The following is a 20091-nucleotide window of genomic DNA, read 5'->3' on the forward strand; positions in this document are numbered from 1 at the left end:
TTCAGGGGCATGCGGTGGCTCGGTTAGGGTAAAGCCACAATCTTGGCGCAAGGCGGGAGCCGCCATTCTGGGTAGATTTGATAGGGGCTGTCACCTGGCATTTCTGTCAGTTGTCCGGTGTTGGCCACTGCCCTATTAATTAGCTCACCAAACATGCCGGGTCCAAGGGATTAGGAGAAAGCTATGCCGACTGACGAGCAGTTCAATGAGCCAGACGACGAGGGCGCCGCCGCGGTAACCCTCGATGAGATGATCAAGGCCTTCAACCAGCAACTGGCGTCGCAGGAGAGGGGTATGTCCTCCGTGAGCGGTGCCCGCCTGGCGGAGCTGGAGCGGATCTACATCCCAGGGCAGATCACCTCGGTGAAAACCCCAGGTGTCCAGGTCGGCGTCAACTACAAGATGGCGCACACGAATGCCAGGGGGTTGTTGATCATCATCCAGCGCTACTCGAACATGCGCGTTGGTGACTGGATCGAGGTGTTCTGGGGAGATGACACTGTCCCTGTAGCGTCCGACAGACTTCAAATCCCAGAGCAGATTGACCAGGTTTTCCCGATGTACGTACCCTCGGGCAAGATGAAGGCGGGGGTTTTCGACCTGTGGTGCAAGGTCACCCGTGCCGGGGGCGGTAACGAAGACGAGTCCAAGCCGCTGAGCGTGCTGACCCGCCTCATTTTCCCCGGCGGTACCGACCCCGAGCCGGGCAAACTAGGTCATTCGTATCTGTCACCGCCGAAAGCCAAAATCCCGCCCTCTGGCGTCATCGGTGAGGAGCAAGCGAAAGCCGGCGTCGAGGTGGAGATCGAGGCGTACCCTAACATGCGCGAGTATGACCAGATCCGCCTGAGTTGGGGCGGGGAGTCCGTGCTCCACGATGTGCAGCCTGCAGAGGTGGGGGCACCTGTGTTGATTACTGTGTCGGAAGCGACCATTCGGGCCGCAGGCGACAGTGATGCCCTGGTGCTCTCCTACCGGGTGACCGACGAGGTGCACAACCAGTCCAGCGACTGGTCTGAGCGCAGCACGCTGAAGACGAAGGTCGGTGTCGGGCAACTGCCGGCACTGTACATCGTCAATCCTGATCCTGACGCCGATCCTGAGGACGTCATCGACTTGGATGCGCTGGGTGATGCTGAGCTGGAAATCGAAGTGGACACGCCGAGCGCGGACTTCGCAAGGGGCGACGTGATCACCGTCACCTGGCTAGGTAGCTCCGCGCACGGCGAAACCACAGAATTCACCCCACCGGCTCAGGTTGTAAGCCGGGTTGGGCGCACGCTGCGGTTCAGCATTCCCAACGACAAACTGTTCGCCTTGGGCGGCGGGCGCGGCGTTGCATCGTTAGTCAGGACACGTGGCGCTGACGATACCCCCTCCAACCGTTCGTTCGTCAGTTTCGCCGGTGTTGTCCCCGTGCTGCCCAAACCTGACCTGCTCGAGGCTACTGAGGGTAATGTGGACCCCAAACTGGCCGAGGTCACCGTCCAGGTGCCTGCGCAGGCGAACCTCATGCGGGGGGACATAGTGACATTGACCTGGCTGGGTGCACGTGCCAGCGGTACGCCGCTGCTGCATACGCAAACCAAGACTGTCACTACCTCCCAGGCGGGCAAGGCCTTGCTGTTTTATGTTCAAGGCGCTGACAACCTGGCCCCGCTTGACGGCGGCACTCTCGACCTGAGCTACCAACTCGTGCGGCGTGACCTGGGTGATCCGCTGGATTCCGAGCATGAAGTGCTGCGGGTGGGTGAAGCACGTGAGGCATTGCCCGCACCCTCGACGCGCCCACTTGTTCCCGATGGCAAATTGGACCCAGACGCTTATCCACGGGGTATCGAGGTCATCGTACTGCCCTACACGCACATGACGCAGAACCAGGACATGTTCCTGGAGTGGATATCCACCGTGGGGCCGTCGTACTACGACGATGTGCCGGTTAATCCGGGGCACGAGACCAGCTTCGAGATCAGCCCAACCCAACTGCGAGAGAATGATGGCGGCGCTGTGCGGGTAGGCTATCGGATCACCGAGCTTGGGCAACCGGACCGCTATTCCGGGTACTTGGAGTTGCAGATAGGTGCCGGCGGGAACGTCGATTTGCCCGCGCCGGAGGTTCTGGAGGCCCTGGACGGCATCCTCAACCCTATCGATGTCACCGACGGTGCGACGGTGCGGGTGCTGGCTACGGCCGATCTCAAGGCTGGCGACGAGGTAGAGGTCTTCTGGGACGGCGACAAGCCGGGCGGGGTGACTTCAGTGTCCGATTTCGCGCTGACGGATGGTGGTTTCCTGGACCTGACCATCGACTATGCCTTCGTAATCGCCAATGTCGATGGCAACGTCAATGTCCGCTACACGATCTATCGGGTGACTGGCGCAGAGGACAAGTCGTCGGTTCTGCCGATCCGTGTGCAAAGCGCCGCCTTGCCACTGCCGACCGTTTTCGAAGCCAGGGAGGGTAATATCAACCCGGACGACGTGGTCGGTGGCGCGACGGTGGTCGTCGAGGCGTTGGCGAAATTACGTGAGCGTGATGTGGTGACGGTCAAGATCATCAGCCCGGCGCCAGGCGGCAGTACGACGATTCCGGTATCTGTGCCGACCGGTGGTAACAATCAGGCATTGCGTGTAGGGGTGCCCTATGCGGTGATCAACGCCAGCAGTGGCGCGACTATCACCCTTGAATACAGCATTGATCGCGCCGCAGGCGGCCCGCCGGAGAACTCACCGTCCAATACCTACTCCGTGAGCCGGGTGATCGGTGTCGGCCTCATCCGTATCTTCGGTGCCCGTTATGGCGCCAGTACCTACCGTGCGTCGGGCTCGTCACGGATTATCAGTGCCTTCAACTCGACTACCGACCAGCCCATTCTCGTGGAATGGCAGTACGCCGGCGACGTAGCCTGGACGGCAGGCTACACCTGGCTCGACCGTCAACCTCAAAGGCCTCTGCGTGTACGCAGCACCACCGATGCGGTTTGGCTGAACCCGGCCAATGTCGTTGGCAACGGCACCGATTCGCAGGTTCAGGGTATGGCAGCCTATGCAGTGATGCTCGACAACCCCACCCCTGGTCTGTTCAGCCTTTATGGTTGGGGGGCTGCGGCCTATGGCGCCAACGTGCCGCCGACCATGATCACCTATGACGATGTGGTCGAGGTCAGTGGCACCCGCAGCGCTTTCGCGGCACGTCTGCAGAACGGCTCCGTGGCCTGCTGGGGCAATGCTGCCGAAGGCGGGACAATGCGACCTGAAGACATGGGGCAGCAATTCCTTGATGTGCGCAGCAACAACACGGCGTTCGTTGGCCGCCTCCAGGTAACGCCGGGAAGCGACAACGGCCGACTGACTGCGTGGGGCGTTGCCGTCAATGGCGCAACGGTGCCGCCGGAGATCCTCGCGCTAACCGACATCACGGCGGTGTTCGGTTCTGGCACGGCCTTCGCTGCGCAACGCGCGAATGGGCGACTGGTCGCTTGGGGTTCTGCCTCGAATGGGGGCGTCCTGCCTCCGGATATCGCGGCGCTGAGCGACATCCAGATCGTCAAGGGCAACTTCGTAGCCTTCGCCGCCAGGCGGGCCAACAAGCGCGTAGTGGCTTGGGGGCACGCCGCCCATGGCGGAACGGTACCGGCGTCTATCGCGGCACGTACCGACATCGAAACCCTGGAAGGTGCCACGGCTCTAGCTTTCAGCGTCCTGACCACGGCGGGGCAAGTACTCGCCTGGGGGGAGGTCAGCCATGGCGGAACGGTCCCTGCGGAAATTGCCGCGCTCAGCGATATCGTCGAGGTCACCAGCACCTGGCACGCATTCTGCGCACGACGTCGCAATGGCCATGTGGTGGCGTGGGGCAACGCAACCAATGGAGGTACGGTGCCTGCGGACATCGCGCAACTGTCGGACATCGTCCAAGTGACGGGCAGTGCCTGGAGCTTCGCCGCCTTGCGCCGCAACGGCACCGTGGTGGCCTGGGGCCAGGCGGCCTCTGGTGGCGATACCAGTGCCGTGGCGGCGCAGTTGACCAAGGTGAGGGCGGTGTATGCCAACAGCCACGGCTTTACCGCACTGACCCGCGACGGGCGCGTGGTCACCTGGGGCAATGGCCCAGGTGGGGGCGATAGCTCGGCCGCGCAGCCGGTCATTGGTGGGCGGCTACTGACGGGCCGCCCTGATCCGACCCTGGGCGCGATCGAGGCTGCGGACAACGAGCTGCGTGACTTCAGCTGATCCCTTGCATAATTGGATGAGCACCTTGGCGCCCGACGGCGCCAGGGTGTCGGAGAGCACACGATGCACGATATGAAAACAGTACGAGCAGCGCAGAACGACCTCGCCGCACCCTCCATGGTGAACGTGGCCGATGGCAAGCTCGACCCGGCCCAGGTACCGAGCAACGGTGCCCCGGTGGTCATGACAGTGGGGGCGGAACATGCCGGTAGGACCCTCACGTTGGTGCTGGCCCTTGCCGAAGGAACTGAGCTTTTCACCCAGGATCTGCCCATCGGCTCTTCGGGGCGTCCCATCACGCTGCGTATTCCCAAGCAGCATTTCACCGACAACCTAGGGGCCCAGGTGAAGGTGTTCTACCGGATCAGTACGGTAGGGGATAGCTCCGAGCTGGCGTTTCAGATCGACCAGGGGTTCGCTGGAGCCTATGAGTTCGACCTGACGGCGCAGCGCTTTACGCCGGTGTACCTCGACGGTGAGCTCAAGCTGCCTGGCGAGTTGCCGGCGTTCTTGCGTTTCACCCGGGCCGCTCCGGGCGCGACCAGCTACGCCTGCGACGACGAGAGCGTGGCCACGGTGGACGACCAAGGCCAGGTCACCGCGTTGCGCAACGGCCAGGCCACCATCACCGCGCAATCGCCTGGCGGGCCGCAGAGCTATGTGCTGACGGTCAAGGGGATTCGCGGCCTAGAGTTTCTCGCGCGTCAAGGCTCTACCTGGCAAAGCGCGGACACCTTGTGCAAGAGCGTGGGCATGCAGTTACCGACCCAGGCGGACTTCATCACGCTCCAGGGTTTATACGGCGCACAGATGGCGGGCCTGGGCCTGCCGAACTACCCCATCTGGGGGGCCTCGCTCGGTGGCGGCACGGCCTGGACCTATGACCCCTACACCCAGGTCCTGACCTCAGAGAGCACTGACGTCAACATCCTGCGTCAGGTCGCCGGTATCGGTTGACCTGCGGAGTGCCTCATCGCTAAGGGGCGGCGAACCTCCGCCGCCCACTTCTGTAAGGAGTTCGATTATGCGATACCTGTGGCTGCTCCTGCGCGGCACGCTGCTGTGCTGTCTGTTATCTGCCAGCGCCTGGGCCTTGAACGGCCCGGAAACCGCAACCGCCCTCAACCAGCGAATGGCCGCGACGCCCAAGCGGTGTGCCGGCAACCAGCCGGATTACGCCTGCAGTGGTGTGTTGGTCAGGCCCATGGCCGAGCTGCACCCGGTGAAGTTCTGGGAGCACGATACCGACAGCACCGAGCGCGGCAGCGAGTTGTTCGTGTACCTGCGCCGCGACGGCAACACAGGGCCATTGCCGCAGCGCACCGGCTACGTGCTGATGAACCGCTTCGACGCCTTGGCCCAGGGCAAGCCCTACGAGGTCAGTGCTCGACCGGCGGCGGATGACGTGCAGGTGCGCAACTGGGACGCCTCGGTACCCGGGCAACTGGCGGTGGAGGCGTTGTATTTCGACCCGGCACAGGTGGGCGGCCTGCTCAGGGGGCAACGCGCGCAGCTCGAATGGTTCAAGGCCACCGGTGGCTGGCTGCCACTGCTGCGCATGGAGGGCGATGGCTTTGGCTTCGACCAGCGCGAACAACTGTACAACGGCTATCAAGTGGCCTCGGCGATCAACCAGCGCTTCGCCAAGACTGACCTGCAATGCCCGGGTGGCCGTGCCCGTTTCTATTGCCAGGGCGTGTGGGTGCGCACGGTCGACAATGACCAGTACAAGGCCTGGAACCCGGTGCCGACCGACAACCCTAACCAGGGCGTTTCGTTTACCTGGTTCTCCCAAGATGGCAACGTGAGCAAAACCTACAAGAACCAGGGCTTTATCCTCTTTCCCTCGGACTACCCGGTGACCCAGCCGCTACCCTTGATGTGCATCTACCCCTTCGACGCCAGTACAGCCGGGCAGACCAGCCCTTGCACCTTCCGTTCGACCTGCGCCTCGCTGGGACTCAACACCGTGGCCCTTTGGCTAGCCCGGTATCGAAACTCACCCCATCACACCTGCTCGTTCGCCACCGACCCGGAGTCATTTCAGTTGGCTATCGATATTCGCAGCCAGGGCGTAAATGACGCGATTGGCTGGAACGAATCCATGCTGGCGGCTTGGCCGCAGGACGTGCCGGCGCAGTTGCCCCTGGAAGCCTTCATCTATAGCGACGCCGTTTATTCGCCAGGGCCGCGGCCCGGAATAGAGGGCGCTCAAAAGTTTCAGCGCCAGTACATCGAGGAAACCCGTCGCTATCTTCCCGTGCTGCAATTCAGCCCGGCAGCGGTAGAGGGGCAATTGGTGACTTATCGGCTGGAAGACCAGGTCCTCAATTGATCACAACCTGCATAGTGCAGAGGTTTCCCCATGAGAGTGCCGTGGCTGTCTCTTTGTTGTGCGCTGTTGGCTTGCCTGCTGGCCCCCGTTGCCTGGGCGCCGAGCGCTTCAGTTGGTTGCGCCATGACGTGGGGGAATGAGTGCCAGCGAGCCCAGTGGCTACATCTTCAGTAACCGCTTCGAGGCCATGGCTCAGGGCAAGGACTACAGCGTGCAAGGCGATGACGGCGGCAACCGGCCGGGTGAACTGCTGGCGGCCCAACGAGACCAGCGCGCCTATCACAGTGCGTGTGAACCTGGCCAATGGCAATGGCCAGGTGTTCACCTTTGTGGCGCAAGACCAGAACCTCTTGGGGTGGCCAGAATGAGCGACGCGCCATTAGCCAAAGGTTTCGACGAGCAAGAGACGCTCGATCCGTTGGCGCGACAGCCCGGCCAGGGGCGGTGGGTTCCAGCGCGACTGCTCGCCCCTCGAAATGTCGGTACCTAAAGCGCGGCGGCGTAACCCACTCGCGGTACGTCCTCCAAGCGCGCATCGATCAACGACTTCAACGATTCCCCACGCTCCAGGTAGGCATCGCCAAAATCATGCCCGCCCAGCGCGCTGGGGTGCGCGACCACTTCCAGCACCCCCTCGCGTGGCGCCAGGCCCGCCTTCAGGTCTGCGGGGGTGCACACGTAGTCGGCAGTGGCCCCGCTCAACTGGCGCAGGCGCCAGTTCAGCAGCGTCTTGAACAGCCGCTTCGCCGGGCCGATGTTGCGCCCCAGGTTGCGTGCCAGGCGCACCGGCACGCCCTGCTCACGGGCAAACCGTGCGACCACCTCACCGACCGGCCAGATGTTGTGCACGTGCTGGTGCGAGTCCAGGTGGCTGGGCATGACGCCATGGGCCACACAGCGTTGCCATTGGGTCTCGAGCTCCTCGCGTACCGCCTCGCGCTCACTGCGTGACAGGCGCAGGGTGCGCTGGCGCAGCCCGAGGTCGAACTCGCCCTGGGCGGTGCAGAAGCGCGGTTCGGCGAGGATCGCCTGGCTCAGGGGGCGGCCGTAGGTCAGGTTGAAATGCAGGCCGATGCGGCCCTTCAACGCCGGCTGCTGGGCCAGTACGCACGCGGCCTGGAACGCCGGCATGTTGGCCATCAGTGTCGCCGAGCTGATCAGCCCGGCCTGGAACGCGTGCAGGATCACCGCGTTGATGGGGGCACTGAGGCCGAAATCGTCAGCGTTGACTATGACCTGGGATGGCATCCGTTCGCTCCTGTGTGGGGTTCGGGGTGACGGTGGCTGCACTGTCGGCCTTGCGCAGGCGCGGCTTGAGCCAGCGCCAGCAACGCAGGGCCAGGCCCAGGGCGATGCCGTCGGGGCGCCAGCTGTAGCCGCTCAGGCGCCATTGCTCGACCTGGCCGGTCTGGCGTTCATGCAATTGGTGGCTGGAGTTTTCAAGGCTTACCCGCGAGGCGTCGACCCAGCTCCAGCCCTCGTCGAGGCCCCAGTGGATCCACTCTTCGAGCAGCACCCGACCACTGCCCAGCTCGCGCTGTTCGGGCACGAACGCCAGGTTGTAGTCGTAGATGCGACCGTGTTCGAGCAGGCCCAGGCGGTAGCTGATGCAGCGCCCGTCCAGCTCCAGCAACACTAGGCACACCAACCCTTCGCCAGCCAGCTCTGTGAAGGCGTGGTACATCCACTCGCGGCGCTGGCTGCCCGAGAAGATGCCGACGTCGTCGTCGCCTTTCCAGCTCGCCGCTTCCACGGCGCTGATCGCATCGAGCAGGGCGGTGATGTTGTGGCGGTCGGCGACCACCCGGCGCACCTGCGCGCCGCAGGCTGCAATGCGCTTGCGTGCACGGCGCAGCTTGTAGCGTGGGTCGCCACTGACCTCCTGGCGGTCGGCTTCACTGATGCGGTGCACCGGTACACGGCAGGTCAGGCGGCGCTCGAAGGTCGAACAGGCCGCAGCCCATTGGCGCAGCCAGTCCTCATCGCCACCTTGCACCACTTCACTCAATTGCAGCAGCGCATGGGGCAGGTGCTTGCGGATGGCTTGGAGCACTTGTGTGGCGTGGTGCGCTGGCAGGTCGAGCAACAACGCGATGCGGTCGCTCAGCGGGTGGCCCAGGTGACGCACCACCGGGACATTCAGTGGCCCGACCGCCTGGCGCTCGCGCACCAGCGGCAGGCACAGGCACAGGCGGCCATCGAGGTGGCCGAGCAGGATCTGCAGTTGCTGGCCCGGCTGTAGTGCGGCCTCGGCGGCGCGCAGCCAGCCCAGGTGATTGAACGGGGTGCTGCCGGCCACGCGCTGGCGCAGCGCCTCATAGCCGGCGGCGGGGAAGCTGGGGGTGCGCAGCGAGGCGCACCAGCTCAGTTGCAGGGCCATGGGTCAGGACGCCGTGGCCGTGGCGCTTTCGGACGCCGGTTTACGCAAGGTTTCCAGGCGCGACTCGCTGTAGCGGCTCTCGCGGAAGAACTTCCAGCGCCCGAACAGGCAGTAGACATTCATGATGCGCCCTTGCTCCTGGTAGCCCATGCGCAGGTGCAGCTTGAGCGCCGGGATGTTGTGTTGTTCGCAGACGTCCACCACCTTGGTGCAACCCTGCGCGGCCATGGCCTTCCACAACGCCACTTGCAAGTCCACCGACAGCTCGCTGCCCCAGTACTTGCGGATCAACTCGCCGCCGAATTCGAAGAACTCGCCCGGACCGACCGGGAACCAGCACCCGTAGTAGTGGCGGTCATGGTAGTTGCGCGCGCTGCCCCAGATGAAGGCCACGGTGTCGCCTTCGTCATCTACGAACATCAAGCCTGTGTAGCCCTCGGCGGCCAGCTCGCGCATGGTCTCGACCCGGTCGCCGAAATGCCGGGTGAAGGCCTTGACGTTGTTCACGGTGATGTTCTCGAGGCGCAGTCGCGCATAGGGTTTGAGACGGTGCGGGGGCACCGGGGTTTCCAGGTCGCGTTCCATCCACACCAGCTCCCAATGATAGAAGACGTAGTGTCGCCAGGCGCTGCTCAAGGTGTTGCGCAGTCCCTTGCGCTTGATGCGATCCTGGATCTTGCTCAATGCACGCATGTTGCCTCCTGTTCATGGCAGATCGAGGTGCGTTTCATGACGCACTCCAGGTCAGGGCAAACAAGGTCTGCCCTGGCAGTTGAAAACGGATCTGTCCCTGCTGGCAGCTGACGCGGGCAGGGCGCGGCTGATTATCGGGGCCGAACAGCTCGAGCCGGGCGGCCGGGCAGTCGCCGAGTGCCAGCTCGACCTGCTGCACGCGCTCGGCCTTGTTGACCCCCAGCAGGCTGCGCTGACGGCCGTCGGCCATGGCCAGGACGTCGACCTCGAAGGCGTCGTTGTCCAGGGCCAGCACCTGGCGCAGCCAGTGGCGCTGGATGAACTGCTGGGCAAGGCCCACCGGCTTGAGCTCGAAACGCTCATCGCCCAGCACGCGGATCATGCCCTTCGGCCATTCGGGCTCGTCGGCGACATGGAACCAGTTGAGCATGTCCAACAGGCCGTCGGCGGAGGCGTTGATCACCACCGACGCCCACCACAGGCCAGCGTAGTGGGTGTTCTGGTCATAGGGGCTGAGGCTGGAGCCGCTGGACAGGTTGGTCTGGTCGAGCAGCAGCGCCTTGCGCGGGCGGCCCTGGTTGTCGAGGCCGACCAAGGCCGCGGCCTGGCGCACGCTGTCGCGGTAGCTGCGAGTGGCGAGCAGGTCGCGGACCATCCATTCGTGCCAGGCCAGGGCATCGATCTGCGCGCCGTGCTCCCGGAGCAGGCGCCGGGCCCAGTCGATGCCGCGCAGGTCCTTGCTGCCCTGGGTGAAGGGGCCGCCGAGCAGGCGTGACGAGGCGGGCATGGCGATCCGCACGCCTGCCTCCCGAGCGCCCGGCCAGGCGCTTACGCGCTGGGCCATGCCGGTGAAGAAGTCGCGGTAGCTTTCATAGTCGCGGTAATTGAGGTTCGGCTCGTCGGCGAAGGCCAGGTAGTGCAGGCCCTTGCCGCCCAGGCGCGCGGTGCCGGCCAGCCAGGCATCGAGGCCGTCGTGGCTGGTGCGATCGGCGGCCAGGTCGGCGCGCCTACCGGTGCCGGCGAGCAGGGTGATGTCCTGGGTGATGCCGAAGCGCTGCTGGTACAGGCGTCGCCAGGCGTCTTCATAGCCGGGTTGGCGGGCGAGCACGTCCATGAAGCTGTAGTAGCCGGCCGCCTGCGGACGCAGGGCGTCCAGGGCCGCGAAGCTCGACGGTGGCGGTAGTACGTAGGGCAGGTTGACCCCCAGCAGCGGCGTGGGGCCGAGCACCTTGGCCTGGAGCTTGAGCCGCACCTGCCCGGCAAGGTTGGCGACGTCGCCCAGATGATCGGCGCGCTGGGCGAACAGGTTGGCGCTGCCGTCGAGCCAGAATGCCGCCTTGCCACGCCCTTGCAGGCGCAGGCGCCAGGTTTCGTCACGGGTGCTTTTCGGCAGCGCCTGCTGGTCGAAGCGCCAATAGGCAGGGTAGGGCTTGAGCGCCAGCTCCACCTGCTGGCCGTCGCTCAGGCGTTGCGCCGAAAGCCCGCGCACGCCGCCGTGGAACTTGCCGGCCAGCGTCGCCTGCTCACCGGCCTTGACCCGGAAATACAGCTCGACCCGTGGTCCGACTTCGGCGCTGAAGTGCACCTTGGCGGGGGCGAACAGGGCGCGCGTGGTGTCGCTGTGCTCGATCCGGTAGCCACGGAAGCTGTAGCCAGGGACCTCCAGGCGATAGGGACCGGCGTCGGCGCTCAGCGGCCAGCGCTGCTCGCCGCGCAATTCCTCGGCCTTGATCGCCCGCTCGCCGCGCAGCTGGCCACGGCCGTCGAGCAGGAAGATGCGCTCGGCATTGGCGTCGGCCTGCCAGGCCGGGTGCCAGCGCAGGCGCAGTTCATCGTTGCGTCCTGGTTGCAGGTACAGGCTGCCATCGCGGATATCGCCCCATTGCAGGGGTGCCGCAGGTGCCAGCGGCACCCACAGGGCACAGAGCAGCAGGCAGCGTTTCATGCTGGCCTGCGCTGCAACATCTGGCGCAGCGGCGCGAAGTCGCTGGGCAGGATGATCAGGGTGTGCAACACCGGCACGCCGCTCAGGCGGCAGTACAGCACCAGCATGGCCACGGTCACCGCCAGGTAGGCGATCGATGACGCCGCGGCGGCGCCGACGATGCCCCAGGTCGGAATCAGCAGCACGTTGAGCACCAGGTTCAACGCAGCGCCTGCGCCCATCATCAGCGATACCGTGCCGGGGCGGTTCTTGCCCAGCAGGTCCAGGCGCAGGATGCTGGCGTAGCACAGCCCCAGCAGTCCTGGGAGCAAGGCCAGCAGGGCCGGGTAGGCCGGTTGGTAGGCCATGCCGAACAGGGTGACGATCAGCCAGTCGCCGATCACCGCCATGCACAGGCAGGCGCCGAGCATCACCGTGGCGGTCAGGCGCAGTGCCAGGGGGGTGAGTTTTTCCATGCCGGCGTCCTGCTGCAGCAGGCGCGTCATCAGCGGTGTGGTCACCGCTTCCGGGACGATCAGCAGCAGTTCGGCGGCGGCACTGGCCATGGCGTAGTGCCCCAGCGCCGTACTGCCGAGCATGGCGCCTATGAACAGGTAGTCCGAGCGCAGGATGACTTGCTGGAACAGCAGGTCGGGGTGGCTCTTGGCGCTGTAGCTGAGCAGCTCGCGCTGGCCGCCGCGGTCCCAGCGCAGGGCCAGCGGGTGCTGGCGGCGCAGCCACCACAGGCCCAGCACCAGTACCAGGGCGATGCCCACCAGCCAGCTGATCAGCGCTGCCTCCAGCGCCTCTTCACGCCACATCCAGAACAGCGCAAGAAACAGCAGCAGCGGTGCCGCCGATTCGGTCAGGCGCAGCACGTTGAACGCGCCGACGCCACCGCTGGCGTTGTGCAGCGTCAGCAGGCCGCTCTTGAGCACGGTCATCGGCACCGCCAGCAGTAACAGCCAGGCCAGCAGGCCTAGCTGCAGGGTGATGTCCAGGTCGGCACCGAACTCGCGCACCAGCAGCACGCAGACCAGCGTCAACAGCCCCGCCAGCAGGCAACCGTAGACCAGCACCTGGGTCAGCAGCAGGCCCATGTCGCGCTGCTTGGCCGCCTGGTAGCCAACCGCGCTGTTCAGCCCGCCGCTGGTGGCGGCGCTGATCAGGTCGGGCAGGGTGCTGAGCAGGGCGAACAAGCCCCGTTCGCTGGGGCCGAGGATGCGCGCCAGCAGCACGTTGCGCAGCAGGCGCAGGGCGATCATCGCCAGCTTGGTGCCCATGCTCAGGGCCAGATAGCGCAGGTAATGGTTGCGGCTCATGAGCGGCCCCCGCGGCTGATGCGCCAGGCCAGCAGCGATGGGCGGCTGGCATTGCGCTGGCTGACGCCGATGCGTGGCAGGGCCAGCGGATCGTCATGCCCCTGGCAGATGCCGGCGCGCGTGCTCAGGGCGAAGGGGTAGCGGTGCGCCGCCACGCGTGCGCGCACGCGATCGTCATGATCGCCATTGGGGTAGCAGTACACCGGCAGGGGGTGCTGGCAGCCGTGCTTCAGGGCGGCGTGGCTGCGTTGCAGTTCCTCGTCCAGGCGCCGGTCGTCGAGATAGGGCAACAAGGCGTGGCTGGCGCCGTGCGGGCCGAAGCGCACCAGGCCCGAATCCTCGAGCTCGCGTACTTGCTGCCAGTCCATGGCCTGGGGCAGCGATTCGGCCGGGCAGGCATCGGTCAGTTGCTGCAGGGCCTGCGGGCTGAGGCTCTTGAGGCTTTGCAGGTAGTGCGCCAGCACCTGGCTGCGCGCTTGCGAGCGGTCGTTCATGAAGTAGGCGGCCGGCAGCGGTCGGCCGAGCTTGCGCAGGTACTCGATAAGGTTGTGCCGCGCAGGTTCGCCGTGGCTGCCCCACAGGGTTTCGCCGACGCTTTCCCACCAGAAGCGCTGGCGGCTGCCGATATAGTCGGTGGACAGGAAGATGCTCGCCGGCACCTGGTGCTTGCGCAGCAGCGGGAAGGCGTTGCTGGCGTTGTCGCGCCAGCCGTCGTCGAAGGTCAGGGCAACCTTGGGGCGCTGGTTGCTGCGGGGTGTCTCATGGTCCTTGAGCAGGTCCATGAGGCTGACGCAGTCGAAGTGCCGCGGTAGCCAGCGCAGCAGCCCTTCGAAGGCGCGCGGCCCGACGCACAGCTCGTTGCGGTGCGGCAAGGCGGCGCTGGCGTCATCGGCCAGTACCCGGTGCAGCATGAGGATCACCCCGGCGCCGCGCAATTCGGCGCGGCCCTTGGGCGACTTGAAATACAGCCAGCCACTGGCCTGTTTGATCGTCGTCTTGATCGGCATGTCCATCGCTCATCGATTCTGGTCGGGATTCCATTGGCTGTAGCTGTGCCCGCGCAGGAATTGCCACAGGCCGACACTCATGCCCGCCAGCGTCACCAGCACGAAGGCGGCCAGGCGGAATGGCCTGGGCAGGCGGTGGCCAGCATCGAGCAGGCCGGCGATCGCGGCCGCATAGCCGAGCAGTTGCGCGGCCAGGGTCAGGTGGTAGAAGTGCGATTCACCCACCAGCCACAGGTTGGCCAACAGCAGCGGCAGCAACAGCACCGGCGCCAGGCGGCGGATCAGCTTGTGGCTGATCAGGGCAATGGCGTACAGGCCGTGGCGTGCCGGATTGAGCAGTTCGCTGCGCGCGGCCAGGCTCTGCAGGCCGCCGACGGTGACGCGTTGGCGACGGCGAAACTGCTTGTCGGCCTCGTCCACGCCCTGGTCGAGGACGACCGCCTCGGGCACGTAGACGATGCGCTGGCCGGCGGCCGGGGCGCAGGTGCTGATGTAGAAGTCGTCGTTGACCTGTTTGGGAATCGCCTGGTACAGCGGGCGGCGCAGGGCGAGCAGGGCGCCGTCGGCCGAGACCATGCAGCCGGTGCGGTTTTCGACCTTGCGCACCCAGGCTTCGTAATGGCGATACAGGCTGTCGCCCAGGCTCAGGCCCTTGCCTGGGTCGGGGATGATCATGTGCCCGGCAGTCCCGCCGACATCTGCGTCGGCGAAGGGCGCCAGCAGCAGGCCGAGGGTGTTGCCGGACCACTGGTTGTCAGCGTCGGTGAACACCAGGATATCGCCGCGGCAGACGCTCACCGCAGTGTTCAGCGCGCCGGTCTTGCCCAGGCGCGGCAGATCGAGCACCTGTACCCGCGGGTCGTTCACCGCGCGGGCCAGTTCCACGGTGCGGTCGCTGGAGCCGTCGCTGGCCACCACCACCTGCAGTTCGGCGGCCTGGTAGTCCTGGGCGAGCACGCTGGCGAGCTTGGCTTCGATATGCCGCTCCTCGTTGTGCGCGGCGATCACCACGCTGACCCGCTGCGGCGCTAGCGGACCGGGTGTGCGCACAGGGAAGAACGGCGCCGCCAGGGTCAGCAGCACGGGATAGCCGACCCAGGCGTACAGCGGCAACAGCAGGCACAACCAGAAGATGATCTCAGCCACGGGCGGGCCTCCTTGCAGTGCGGTTGAACAGGCTGAGGATGAACGCGGCGCCGGCCAGGTGCAGGCGCAGCCAATGCAGGCCCCAGAGCTGCAGGGTCAGCAACGTGTCGTGGTGCTTGAGGCTCTGGCGCAGGCTCAGCACCAGGGCAGGCAGGGCGTTGATCAGCAGCAGCGCCAGGGCCACATGGGGGAAGCCGTCGAGCAGGGCCGACAGCGCCATGGCGTCGAGTACCCAGGCACCCACCGACAGCAGCGGGAAACGCAGCAGGCGCAGGCTCACGCCATGGCTGCGCAGCAGTTGCAAGTGGCTACCCTGACGCCACATCTCCTTGCCCAGCCATTCGCCCCAGCTGCCCTCGAAGCCCCAGTGCAGCACCACCGGCTGGCGCAGCACGCGCAGGCGCGCGCCGGCTTCGTGCAGGCGCAGGGTGAAGTCCTTGTCTTCGCCGGTGCGCAGGCGCTCGTCGAAGCCGCCGACCTGGTCGAACCAGGTGCGGCGCATCAGCAGGTTGGGCGTGGGCAGCCAGGTGCAGTCCTGCACCGTCTGCCCGGCGCGCAGGGTGCGGCGTTGCCAGGCGTGGGCGAACCACGGCGCCTGGCGCGGGGTGTCGCAGTCGAGGGCGAACACGTCGCCTTCACCGCGGCGCTGCAGGCCTAGCAGCAGGTCGAGCCAGTTGTCCGGCACCTCGATGTCGGCATCCAGAAACGCCAGCCATTCACCGTGGCTGACCTGCGCGCCCTGGTTGCGCAGGGCGCCGATGGCCACGCCAGGCAGGCTCAGCACCTGGGCACCGTGCTGGCGGGCAATGGCAGGGCCGTTGTCGCTGGACCCGTTGTCGACCACGATCAGCTCGCAACCGAGCCCGGCACAGTGCGCAGCCTTGCGTGCGGCATCGAGGGTGCGGCCGATATGGCGGGCTTCGTTGAACATCGGGATGACGATGCTCACCTGGTTCATCGCTGCGCCTCCACGTCTCGCGACGCGGTGGCCTGGCGCAGCAGCACGCTGGACAGCGCCAGCATCAGCCACAGGTACTTGTGGCTGGGGGCACTGAGGAACATCAGGAACAGCCCGATGGCCAGCATGCTCATGGTCAGGTGGGTCATCAGGTCGGCGTTGTCGTGCTCGCCGGTGGCACGCCAGGCCGCGCGGGCCTGCCAGAAGTTGCGCAGGGCCAGGGCGATCATGCCGACGAAGGCCAGCCCCGCCGGCAGGCCGGTTTCGCTGAACAGCTCGAGGTAGGTGTTGTGGGCGCGACGATAGAGGTCGGTGGTCTTGCTGTTGACCGGGGCGAAGGCCTTGGAGAAACCGGTGTCGGCATAGTGCAGCGGGAACGTGCCGGGGCCGGTGCCGAGCATCGGGCTGTGGCTGATCATCTCCTTGCCCACCACCAGGTACGAGGCGCGTCGGCCCAGGGATTCGTCCTGGTGCGCATTGACCCCGGACTTGAGCAGCATCAGCGACTGGATGCGATCGGCGTAGCCGGCCGGCATCAGGGCCGCGCCCAGCGGCAGGACAATGGCCAGGCCGAGCATGGCGAAGCCCAGGTGACGCGGACGGATCCGTGTCAGTTGCTCGCGGTAGTTGTACAGCACGATGCCCAGGCTGATCAGCAGCACCACCAGGCCTGAGCGCGACTCGGTCTTGGTCATGCCCACCAGCAGCAACAGGCAGCAGCCGGCCCAGAACAGCTTGAGTGGAATCTGCCGGGTCTTGATCGCCAGCCACAACCCCAGCGGCATGGCGATGGTGATCAGCAGGGCGAAAGCGTTGGGGTCGAGCATGGCCGAGGCGCGGCCCTGTTCCTGGTACTTGGTGGAGAAGATGGCGAACAGGCAGGTCACGCAGACACTGACGGTGATCAGCCGCGCCAGCATCCGCAGATTGAGGTCGCGCCCCACCAGCAGGGTGATGACGAACACCACCAGCCCCACCAGCAGTTCACGCAGGTGCAGCACCGACAGCTCGACGCTGTCGCTGGTCCACAGGCTCAGCAGGTACAGGGCCATGAACGGGATCAGCAACCGCCACTGGTTGCTGCGCAGGCGCTCGGCCGGCAACTGACGCACGGCTAGTTGCAGGGTGAGGATCAGCACCAGGCCCAGGCCGATCAGCTTGGCGCCGGAGACCATGGTGTCCTTGAGCAGCCCCTCAAGCGGCACCAGCGCGGCGATCGCCAGCAGGCCCCAGGCTGGCTTGCGGTACAGCACCAAGGCACCGGCCAGGCCGACCACGGCGCCAGGGGCCAGGTAAGGGTAGGGGCTGGCCAGCAGCCCCAGCGACAGCAGGGCCACCAGGCCCACCAGCGACAGGGGGATGATCATGCGACAACCTCCATGGCCGTGCCCTGGTACACCAGGGCCCAGCGTTGTGCCAGGGTCGGCAGGTGGTAGCGTTCGCGCTGGGTCTGGCGGGCGCGGGCCACCAGTTCTTCAGCCTGTTGCGGATCGTCCAGCAGCGCCTGCAGGTGGGCAGCGAGTTCATCGACCGCCAGCGGTGCGGCAAGCAATCCGCTGCGGCCGTGTTCGATCACATCGGGAATGCCGCCGACACCGAAGGCCACCACCGGTACGCCGTCCTGCATGGCTTCGAGCAGGATCATTGGCGTGCCTTCGGTGCGCGAGCTGATCACCAGGGCATCCAGTCGGGTCATCCAGGCTTGCATATCGCGCTGGAAACCCGGCAGCGTGATGCGTTCGGACAACCCAGCGGCATCGATGCGCCCCTGCAGCGTGGCGCGTTCGGGGCCGTCGCCGAGCATCACCGCGTGCAGGTGCGGGTGGCGCTGGCACAGCGGGATCAGGGTATCGAGGAACAGGTCAGGGCCTTTTTCGCTGGACAGCCGCCCGACATAGCCTGCCAGCCAAGGGGCTTGGCGCGATCCCTGGCTCTGTACCGCGGTGTTGCCATCGCGGGACGAGCCCGCTCCCACAGGGGCAGATTGCACAGATGCCACAGGGTCCGGCAGGCCGTTGGGGATTACCTGCAACTTACTGGCTGGAACACCCGCCTGGCGGTGGATGCGGGCAATGCTCTCGGCCACGCACACCACGGTCGCCACTGTGGGTGTGCGGCACAGTTGCAGGCTCAGCCAGGTGTAGAAGCGCTGCTTGGTGCTGCGCGGCGTGAAGCCGTGCTGGGTGGTCACCAGTGGCAGGCGCCACAGTGTCGCGGCCAGCCAGCCGAAGACCATACCCTTGAAGTTGTGGGTGTTGATCAACGGCCGCTCGCCACGCACGGCCGCCACTTGCCTGAGCAGTGCGCCCAGGCCATGGCAGCTCTGGCAGTCGATGCCGGCTTCGCGAAAGCGCATCACCAGATCCTGCGGCGCGTCGAGGAACAGCACCCGGTGCCTGCCAGGGGTTGCCTGGCAGTGGTCCAGGAGCATGCGCTCGGCGCCGTAGAATCCGCCGCTGCTGAGCAGGTGCAGGATCAACTGGCCGGTAGCGGGCACGGCAGCGTTCAATTGCGCACCCAGTGCATCAGGCGAGGCAGCGACCACGACTTGTGCGGGTTGGACAGCGCCGGGGTCTGGTCGTTGATCACCAGCAGCACCGGCAGGCCCAGCTCGTGGCTGATTTGTGCAGGGTGCTTGAAGCGGTGGTCGAAGAACTCCTTGACGTAGACCAGCGCGATGGCCAGCAGCAGACCGGTGACCAGGCCGAACGGGATGATCAGGCCAGGTTTGGGGAACGACGCGGTGGCCGGCTCATAGGGTGCGCTGAGGATCCGCGCGTTGGACTGGCTGCCATCGAGCAGGCCCTGGCCGCGGCTTTCCTCATAGCGCTGGGCATAGGTGGAGAAGGCCTTGTGCAGGGCATCGATCTCGGTGTCGAGCTGGCGGGTCTTGCTCTGGGTCTCGCGCAGCTCGGTGATGCGGTTCTTGTATTCACCGATGCGTTGGGTCTTCTGGTCGATCACCTGCTGGGTCACGGCCAGGTCCTGCTGGCGTTCGCGGATACGGTTCTCGACGATCTTGAGGAACTGGCCGCGCAGCTGGGCAATCTGCTGGCGTGCCAGGACCATCTGCTCGGCCCCGGGCTGGAACACCGTGGCATCGCCGTTGTAGCGGGCCAACAGGGTGGTCAGCTGCTCGCCCAGTTGCTTGATCTCGCGGTCTTCGAAGGCGACGTTGTCGACCGTGGTGGTGAAGGTGTAGGGGAACGCATAGTCGGCCATCTTCGCCTTGCTCGCCGCGGCCAGGCTGCTCTGCAGGTAGTCGAGCCACTGCTGGTTCTCCAGCTTGCGGTCGCGCTGCAGGTTGAGTGCCTGTTCCTCGGTGTTGATCGCATTGAGGCGGAAGGTGATCTCTTCTTTCGGATCGGACGAGCCGATCGCCGTCAGCAGGGCCAGGCGTTGGCCCTCGAGGTCGCCCAGGCGCGCCTGGTAGTGCAGTTTCTTCTGCTCGTAGAAGGTCTCGGGCAGCTCGTTGGACTGCAGGTCCTGGCGGTTCTTCAGGAAGTTGTCCAGCAGGCGGGCGACGAACAGGGTGCCGAGGCGGGCGTCATCGGCGCTGTAGGTGACCGAGATGACGTTGGAGCCGGGCAGGGTCTCGATCTTGAGGTCCTTGACCGCCTGATCGGTGAGCTCGTCGAGCTGGGTATCACGCTCGTCGGCCACCGACTTGCCCAGCAGGCGATGCAGCGGATCGACGATGCCATGGCGCAGCGGGTCGATCACGGTGCGTCGCAGCAAGCCGGGTTCGGCCTGGTACTGGCCTTCCTGGCGCAGTTGGCTGATGGTCTGGCGGATCAGCGTGGGCGAGCGCAGGATGTTGCTCTCGGTCTCCATGTCGGCCAGCGACGGCGGGATGAACTGGTCCGCCTGCTGCGCCAGCGAGGAGCTGGTATCACTTTGCGAGAGCTTCTTCGATTGCACGATGACTTCGGCGGTGATGTCGAAGCTCTGCTTGAGCACCAGCGGCAGAATCACCGCGATCACCGCGAAGATCAGGAACACCCGTTTCACCAATTGGCGGTTGGCGAAGAAGATGCGGAAGAACTCATGCACATAGTTTTCTTTCGGTTGCGTGGTCATGGTCCGTCCCCTG

15 protein-coding genes are annotated in these 20091 nt (G+C 65.7%); 4 read left to right on the plus strand and 11 right to left on the minus strand.

What is annotated here, in order from left to right; genetic code table 11:
* Window positions 1-183: 183 nt before the first annotated feature.
* The 4 genes from VA602_RS19900 (at window position 184) to VA602_RS19915 (ending at window position 7058) form a co-directional block, all read left to right on the plus strand.
* The gene (locus VA602_RS19900) at window positions 184-4233 is read left to right on the plus strand and encodes an RCC1 domain-containing protein (RefSeq protein ID WP_323454084.1); all 4050 of its coding nucleotides are present in this window, start codon (window positions 184-186) and stop codon (window positions 4231-4233) included.
* A gap of 72 nt (window positions 4234-4305) precedes the next feature.
* On the plus strand, window positions 4306-5190 hold the full coding sequence (locus VA602_RS19905) for an Ig-like domain-containing protein (RefSeq protein ID WP_323454085.1): 885 nt from the start codon (window positions 4306-4308) through the stop codon (window positions 5188-5190).
* A gap of 67 nt (window positions 5191-5257) precedes the next feature.
* Window positions 5258-6568, plus strand: coding sequence for a hypothetical protein (locus VA602_RS19910; protein WP_323454086.1), 1311 nt, complete (start codon window positions 5258-5260; stop codon window positions 6566-6568).
* 136 nt (window positions 6569-6704) lie between these two features.
* Complete coding sequence (locus VA602_RS19915) at window positions 6705-7058, plus strand: hypothetical protein (RefSeq protein WP_323454087.1); 354 nt, start codon at window positions 6705-6707, stop codon at window positions 7056-7058.
* On the opposite strand, the gene VA602_RS19920 is transcribed toward VA602_RS19915, so the two are convergent.
* Genes VA602_RS19920 through VA602_RS19970 form a run of 11 tightly spaced genes read right to left on the minus strand, consistent with a single transcriptional unit; the run spans window position 7055 to window position 20078 of the window.
* The gene (locus VA602_RS19920; RefSeq protein WP_323454088.1) at window positions 7055-7816 is read right to left on the minus strand and encodes a ChbG/HpnK family deacetylase; all 762 of its coding nucleotides are present in this window, start codon (window positions 7814-7816) and stop codon (window positions 7055-7057) included. The genes VA602_RS19915 and VA602_RS19920 overlap by 4 nt on opposite strands.
* On the minus strand, window positions 7788-8948 hold the full coding sequence (locus VA602_RS19925; protein ID WP_323454089.1) for a GNAT family N-acetyltransferase: 1161 nt from the start codon (window positions 8946-8948) through the stop codon (window positions 7788-7790). Before VA602_RS19925 ends, VA602_RS19920 begins: the two co-directional genes overlap by 29 nt.
* A gap of 3 nt (window positions 8949-8951) precedes the next feature.
* Window positions 8952-9641 (minus strand): GNAT family N-acetyltransferase, encoded by a 690-nt coding sequence (locus VA602_RS19930; protein WP_054893951.1) that lies wholly within the window; start codon window positions 9639-9641, stop codon window positions 8952-8954.
* A gap of 34 nt (window positions 9642-9675) precedes the next feature.
* Window positions 9676-11586 (minus strand): hypothetical protein, encoded by a 1911-nt coding sequence (locus VA602_RS19935; protein ID WP_323454090.1) that lies wholly within the window; start codon window positions 11584-11586, stop codon window positions 9676-9678.
* On the minus strand, window positions 11583-12887 hold the full coding sequence (locus tag VA602_RS19940) for a lipopolysaccharide biosynthesis protein (protein ID WP_323454091.1): 1305 nt from the start codon (window positions 12885-12887) through the stop codon (window positions 11583-11585). The genes VA602_RS19935 and VA602_RS19940 overlap by 4 nt, the downstream gene beginning before the upstream one ends.
* Window positions 12884-13894, minus strand: coding sequence for a polysaccharide deacetylase family protein (locus tag VA602_RS19945; RefSeq protein ID WP_323454092.1), 1011 nt, complete (start codon window positions 13892-13894; stop codon window positions 12884-12886). The genes VA602_RS19940 and VA602_RS19945 overlap by 4 nt, the downstream gene beginning before the upstream one ends.
* Before the next feature lie 9 nt (window positions 13895-13903).
* Window positions 13904-15040, minus strand: coding sequence for a glycosyltransferase (locus tag VA602_RS19950; RefSeq protein ID WP_323454093.1), 1137 nt, complete (start codon window positions 15038-15040; stop codon window positions 13904-13906).
* Window positions 15033-15998 (minus strand): glycosyltransferase family 2 protein, encoded by a 966-nt coding sequence (locus tag VA602_RS19955; RefSeq protein ID WP_323454094.1) that lies wholly within the window; start codon window positions 15996-15998, stop codon window positions 15033-15035. The genes VA602_RS19950 and VA602_RS19955 overlap by 8 nt, the downstream gene beginning before the upstream one ends.
* On the minus strand, window positions 15995-17365 hold the full coding sequence (locus tag VA602_RS19960) for an O-antigen ligase family protein (RefSeq protein WP_323454095.1): 1371 nt from the start codon (window positions 17363-17365) through the stop codon (window positions 15995-15997). The genes VA602_RS19955 and VA602_RS19960 overlap by 4 nt, the downstream gene beginning before the upstream one ends.
* Window positions 17362-18507, minus strand: coding sequence for a glycosyltransferase family 4 protein (locus tag VA602_RS19965; protein ID WP_407682520.1), 1146 nt, complete (start codon window positions 18505-18507; stop codon window positions 17362-17364). Before VA602_RS19965 ends, VA602_RS19960 begins: the two co-directional genes overlap by 4 nt.
* Window positions 18504-20078 carry a GumC family protein gene (locus VA602_RS19970; RefSeq protein WP_323454096.1) on the minus strand — a complete coding sequence of 525 codons (1575 nt, stop codon included), beginning with the start codon at window positions 20076-20078 and terminating at the stop codon, window positions 18504-18506. The genes VA602_RS19965 and VA602_RS19970 overlap by 4 nt, the downstream gene beginning before the upstream one ends.
* Window positions 20079-20091: the final 13 nt, after the last annotated feature.

It is taken from the genome of Pseudomonas machongensis, from assembly GCF_034961125.1.
Taxonomy (GTDB): Bacteria; Pseudomonadota; Gammaproteobacteria; order Pseudomonadales; family Pseudomonadaceae; genus Aquipseudomonas; species Aquipseudomonas machongensis.

Excerpts from the sequence above, each read along its gene's own strand:
- VA602_RS19900 (WP_323454084.1), top strand. The coding sequence starts at position 184 with ATGCCGACTGACGAGCAGTTCAATGAGCCAGACGACGAGGGCGCCGCC.
- VA602_RS19905 (WP_323454085.1), top strand. The coding sequence starts at position 4,306 with ATGAAAACAGTACGAGCAGCGCAGAACGACCTCGCCGCACCCTCCATG.
- VA602_RS19910 (WP_323454086.1), top strand. The coding sequence starts at position 5,258 with ATGCGATACCTGTGGCTGCTCCTGCGCGGCACGCTGCTGTGCTGTCTG.
- VA602_RS19915 (WP_323454087.1), top strand. The coding sequence starts at position 6,705 with ATGAGTGCCAGCGAGCCCAGTGGCTACATCTTCAGTAACCGCTTCGAG.
- VA602_RS19920 (WP_323454088.1), bottom strand. The coding sequence starts at position 7,816 with ATGCCATCCCAGGTCATAGTCAACGCTGACGATTTCGGCCTCAGTGCC.
- VA602_RS19925 (WP_323454089.1), bottom strand. The coding sequence starts at position 8,948 with ATGGCCCTGCAACTGAGCTGGTGCGCCTCGCTGCGCACCCCCAGCTTC.
- VA602_RS19930 (WP_054893951.1), bottom strand. The coding sequence starts at position 9,641 with ATGCGTGCATTGAGCAAGATCCAGGATCGCATCAAGCGCAAGGGACTG.
- VA602_RS19935 (WP_323454090.1), bottom strand. The coding sequence starts at position 11,586 with ATGAAACGCTGCCTGCTGCTCTGTGCCCTGTGGGTGCCGCTGGCACCT.
- VA602_RS19940 (WP_323454091.1), bottom strand. The coding sequence starts at position 12,887 with ATGAGCCGCAACCATTACCTGCGCTATCTGGCCCTGAGCATGGGCACC.
- VA602_RS19945 (WP_323454092.1), bottom strand. The coding sequence starts at position 13,894 with ATGCCGATCAAGACGACGATCAAACAGGCCAGTGGCTGGCTGTATTTC.
- VA602_RS19955 (WP_323454094.1), bottom strand. The coding sequence starts at position 15,998 with ATGAACCAGGTGAGCATCGTCATCCCGATGTTCAACGAAGCCCGCCAT.
- VA602_RS19960 (WP_323454095.1), bottom strand. The coding sequence starts at position 17,365 with ATGATCATCCCCCTGTCGCTGGTGGGCCTGGTGGCCCTGCTGTCGCTG.
- VA602_RS19970 (WP_323454096.1), bottom strand. The coding sequence starts at position 20,078 with ATGACCACGCAACCGAAAGAAAACTATGTGCATGAGTTCTTCCGCATC.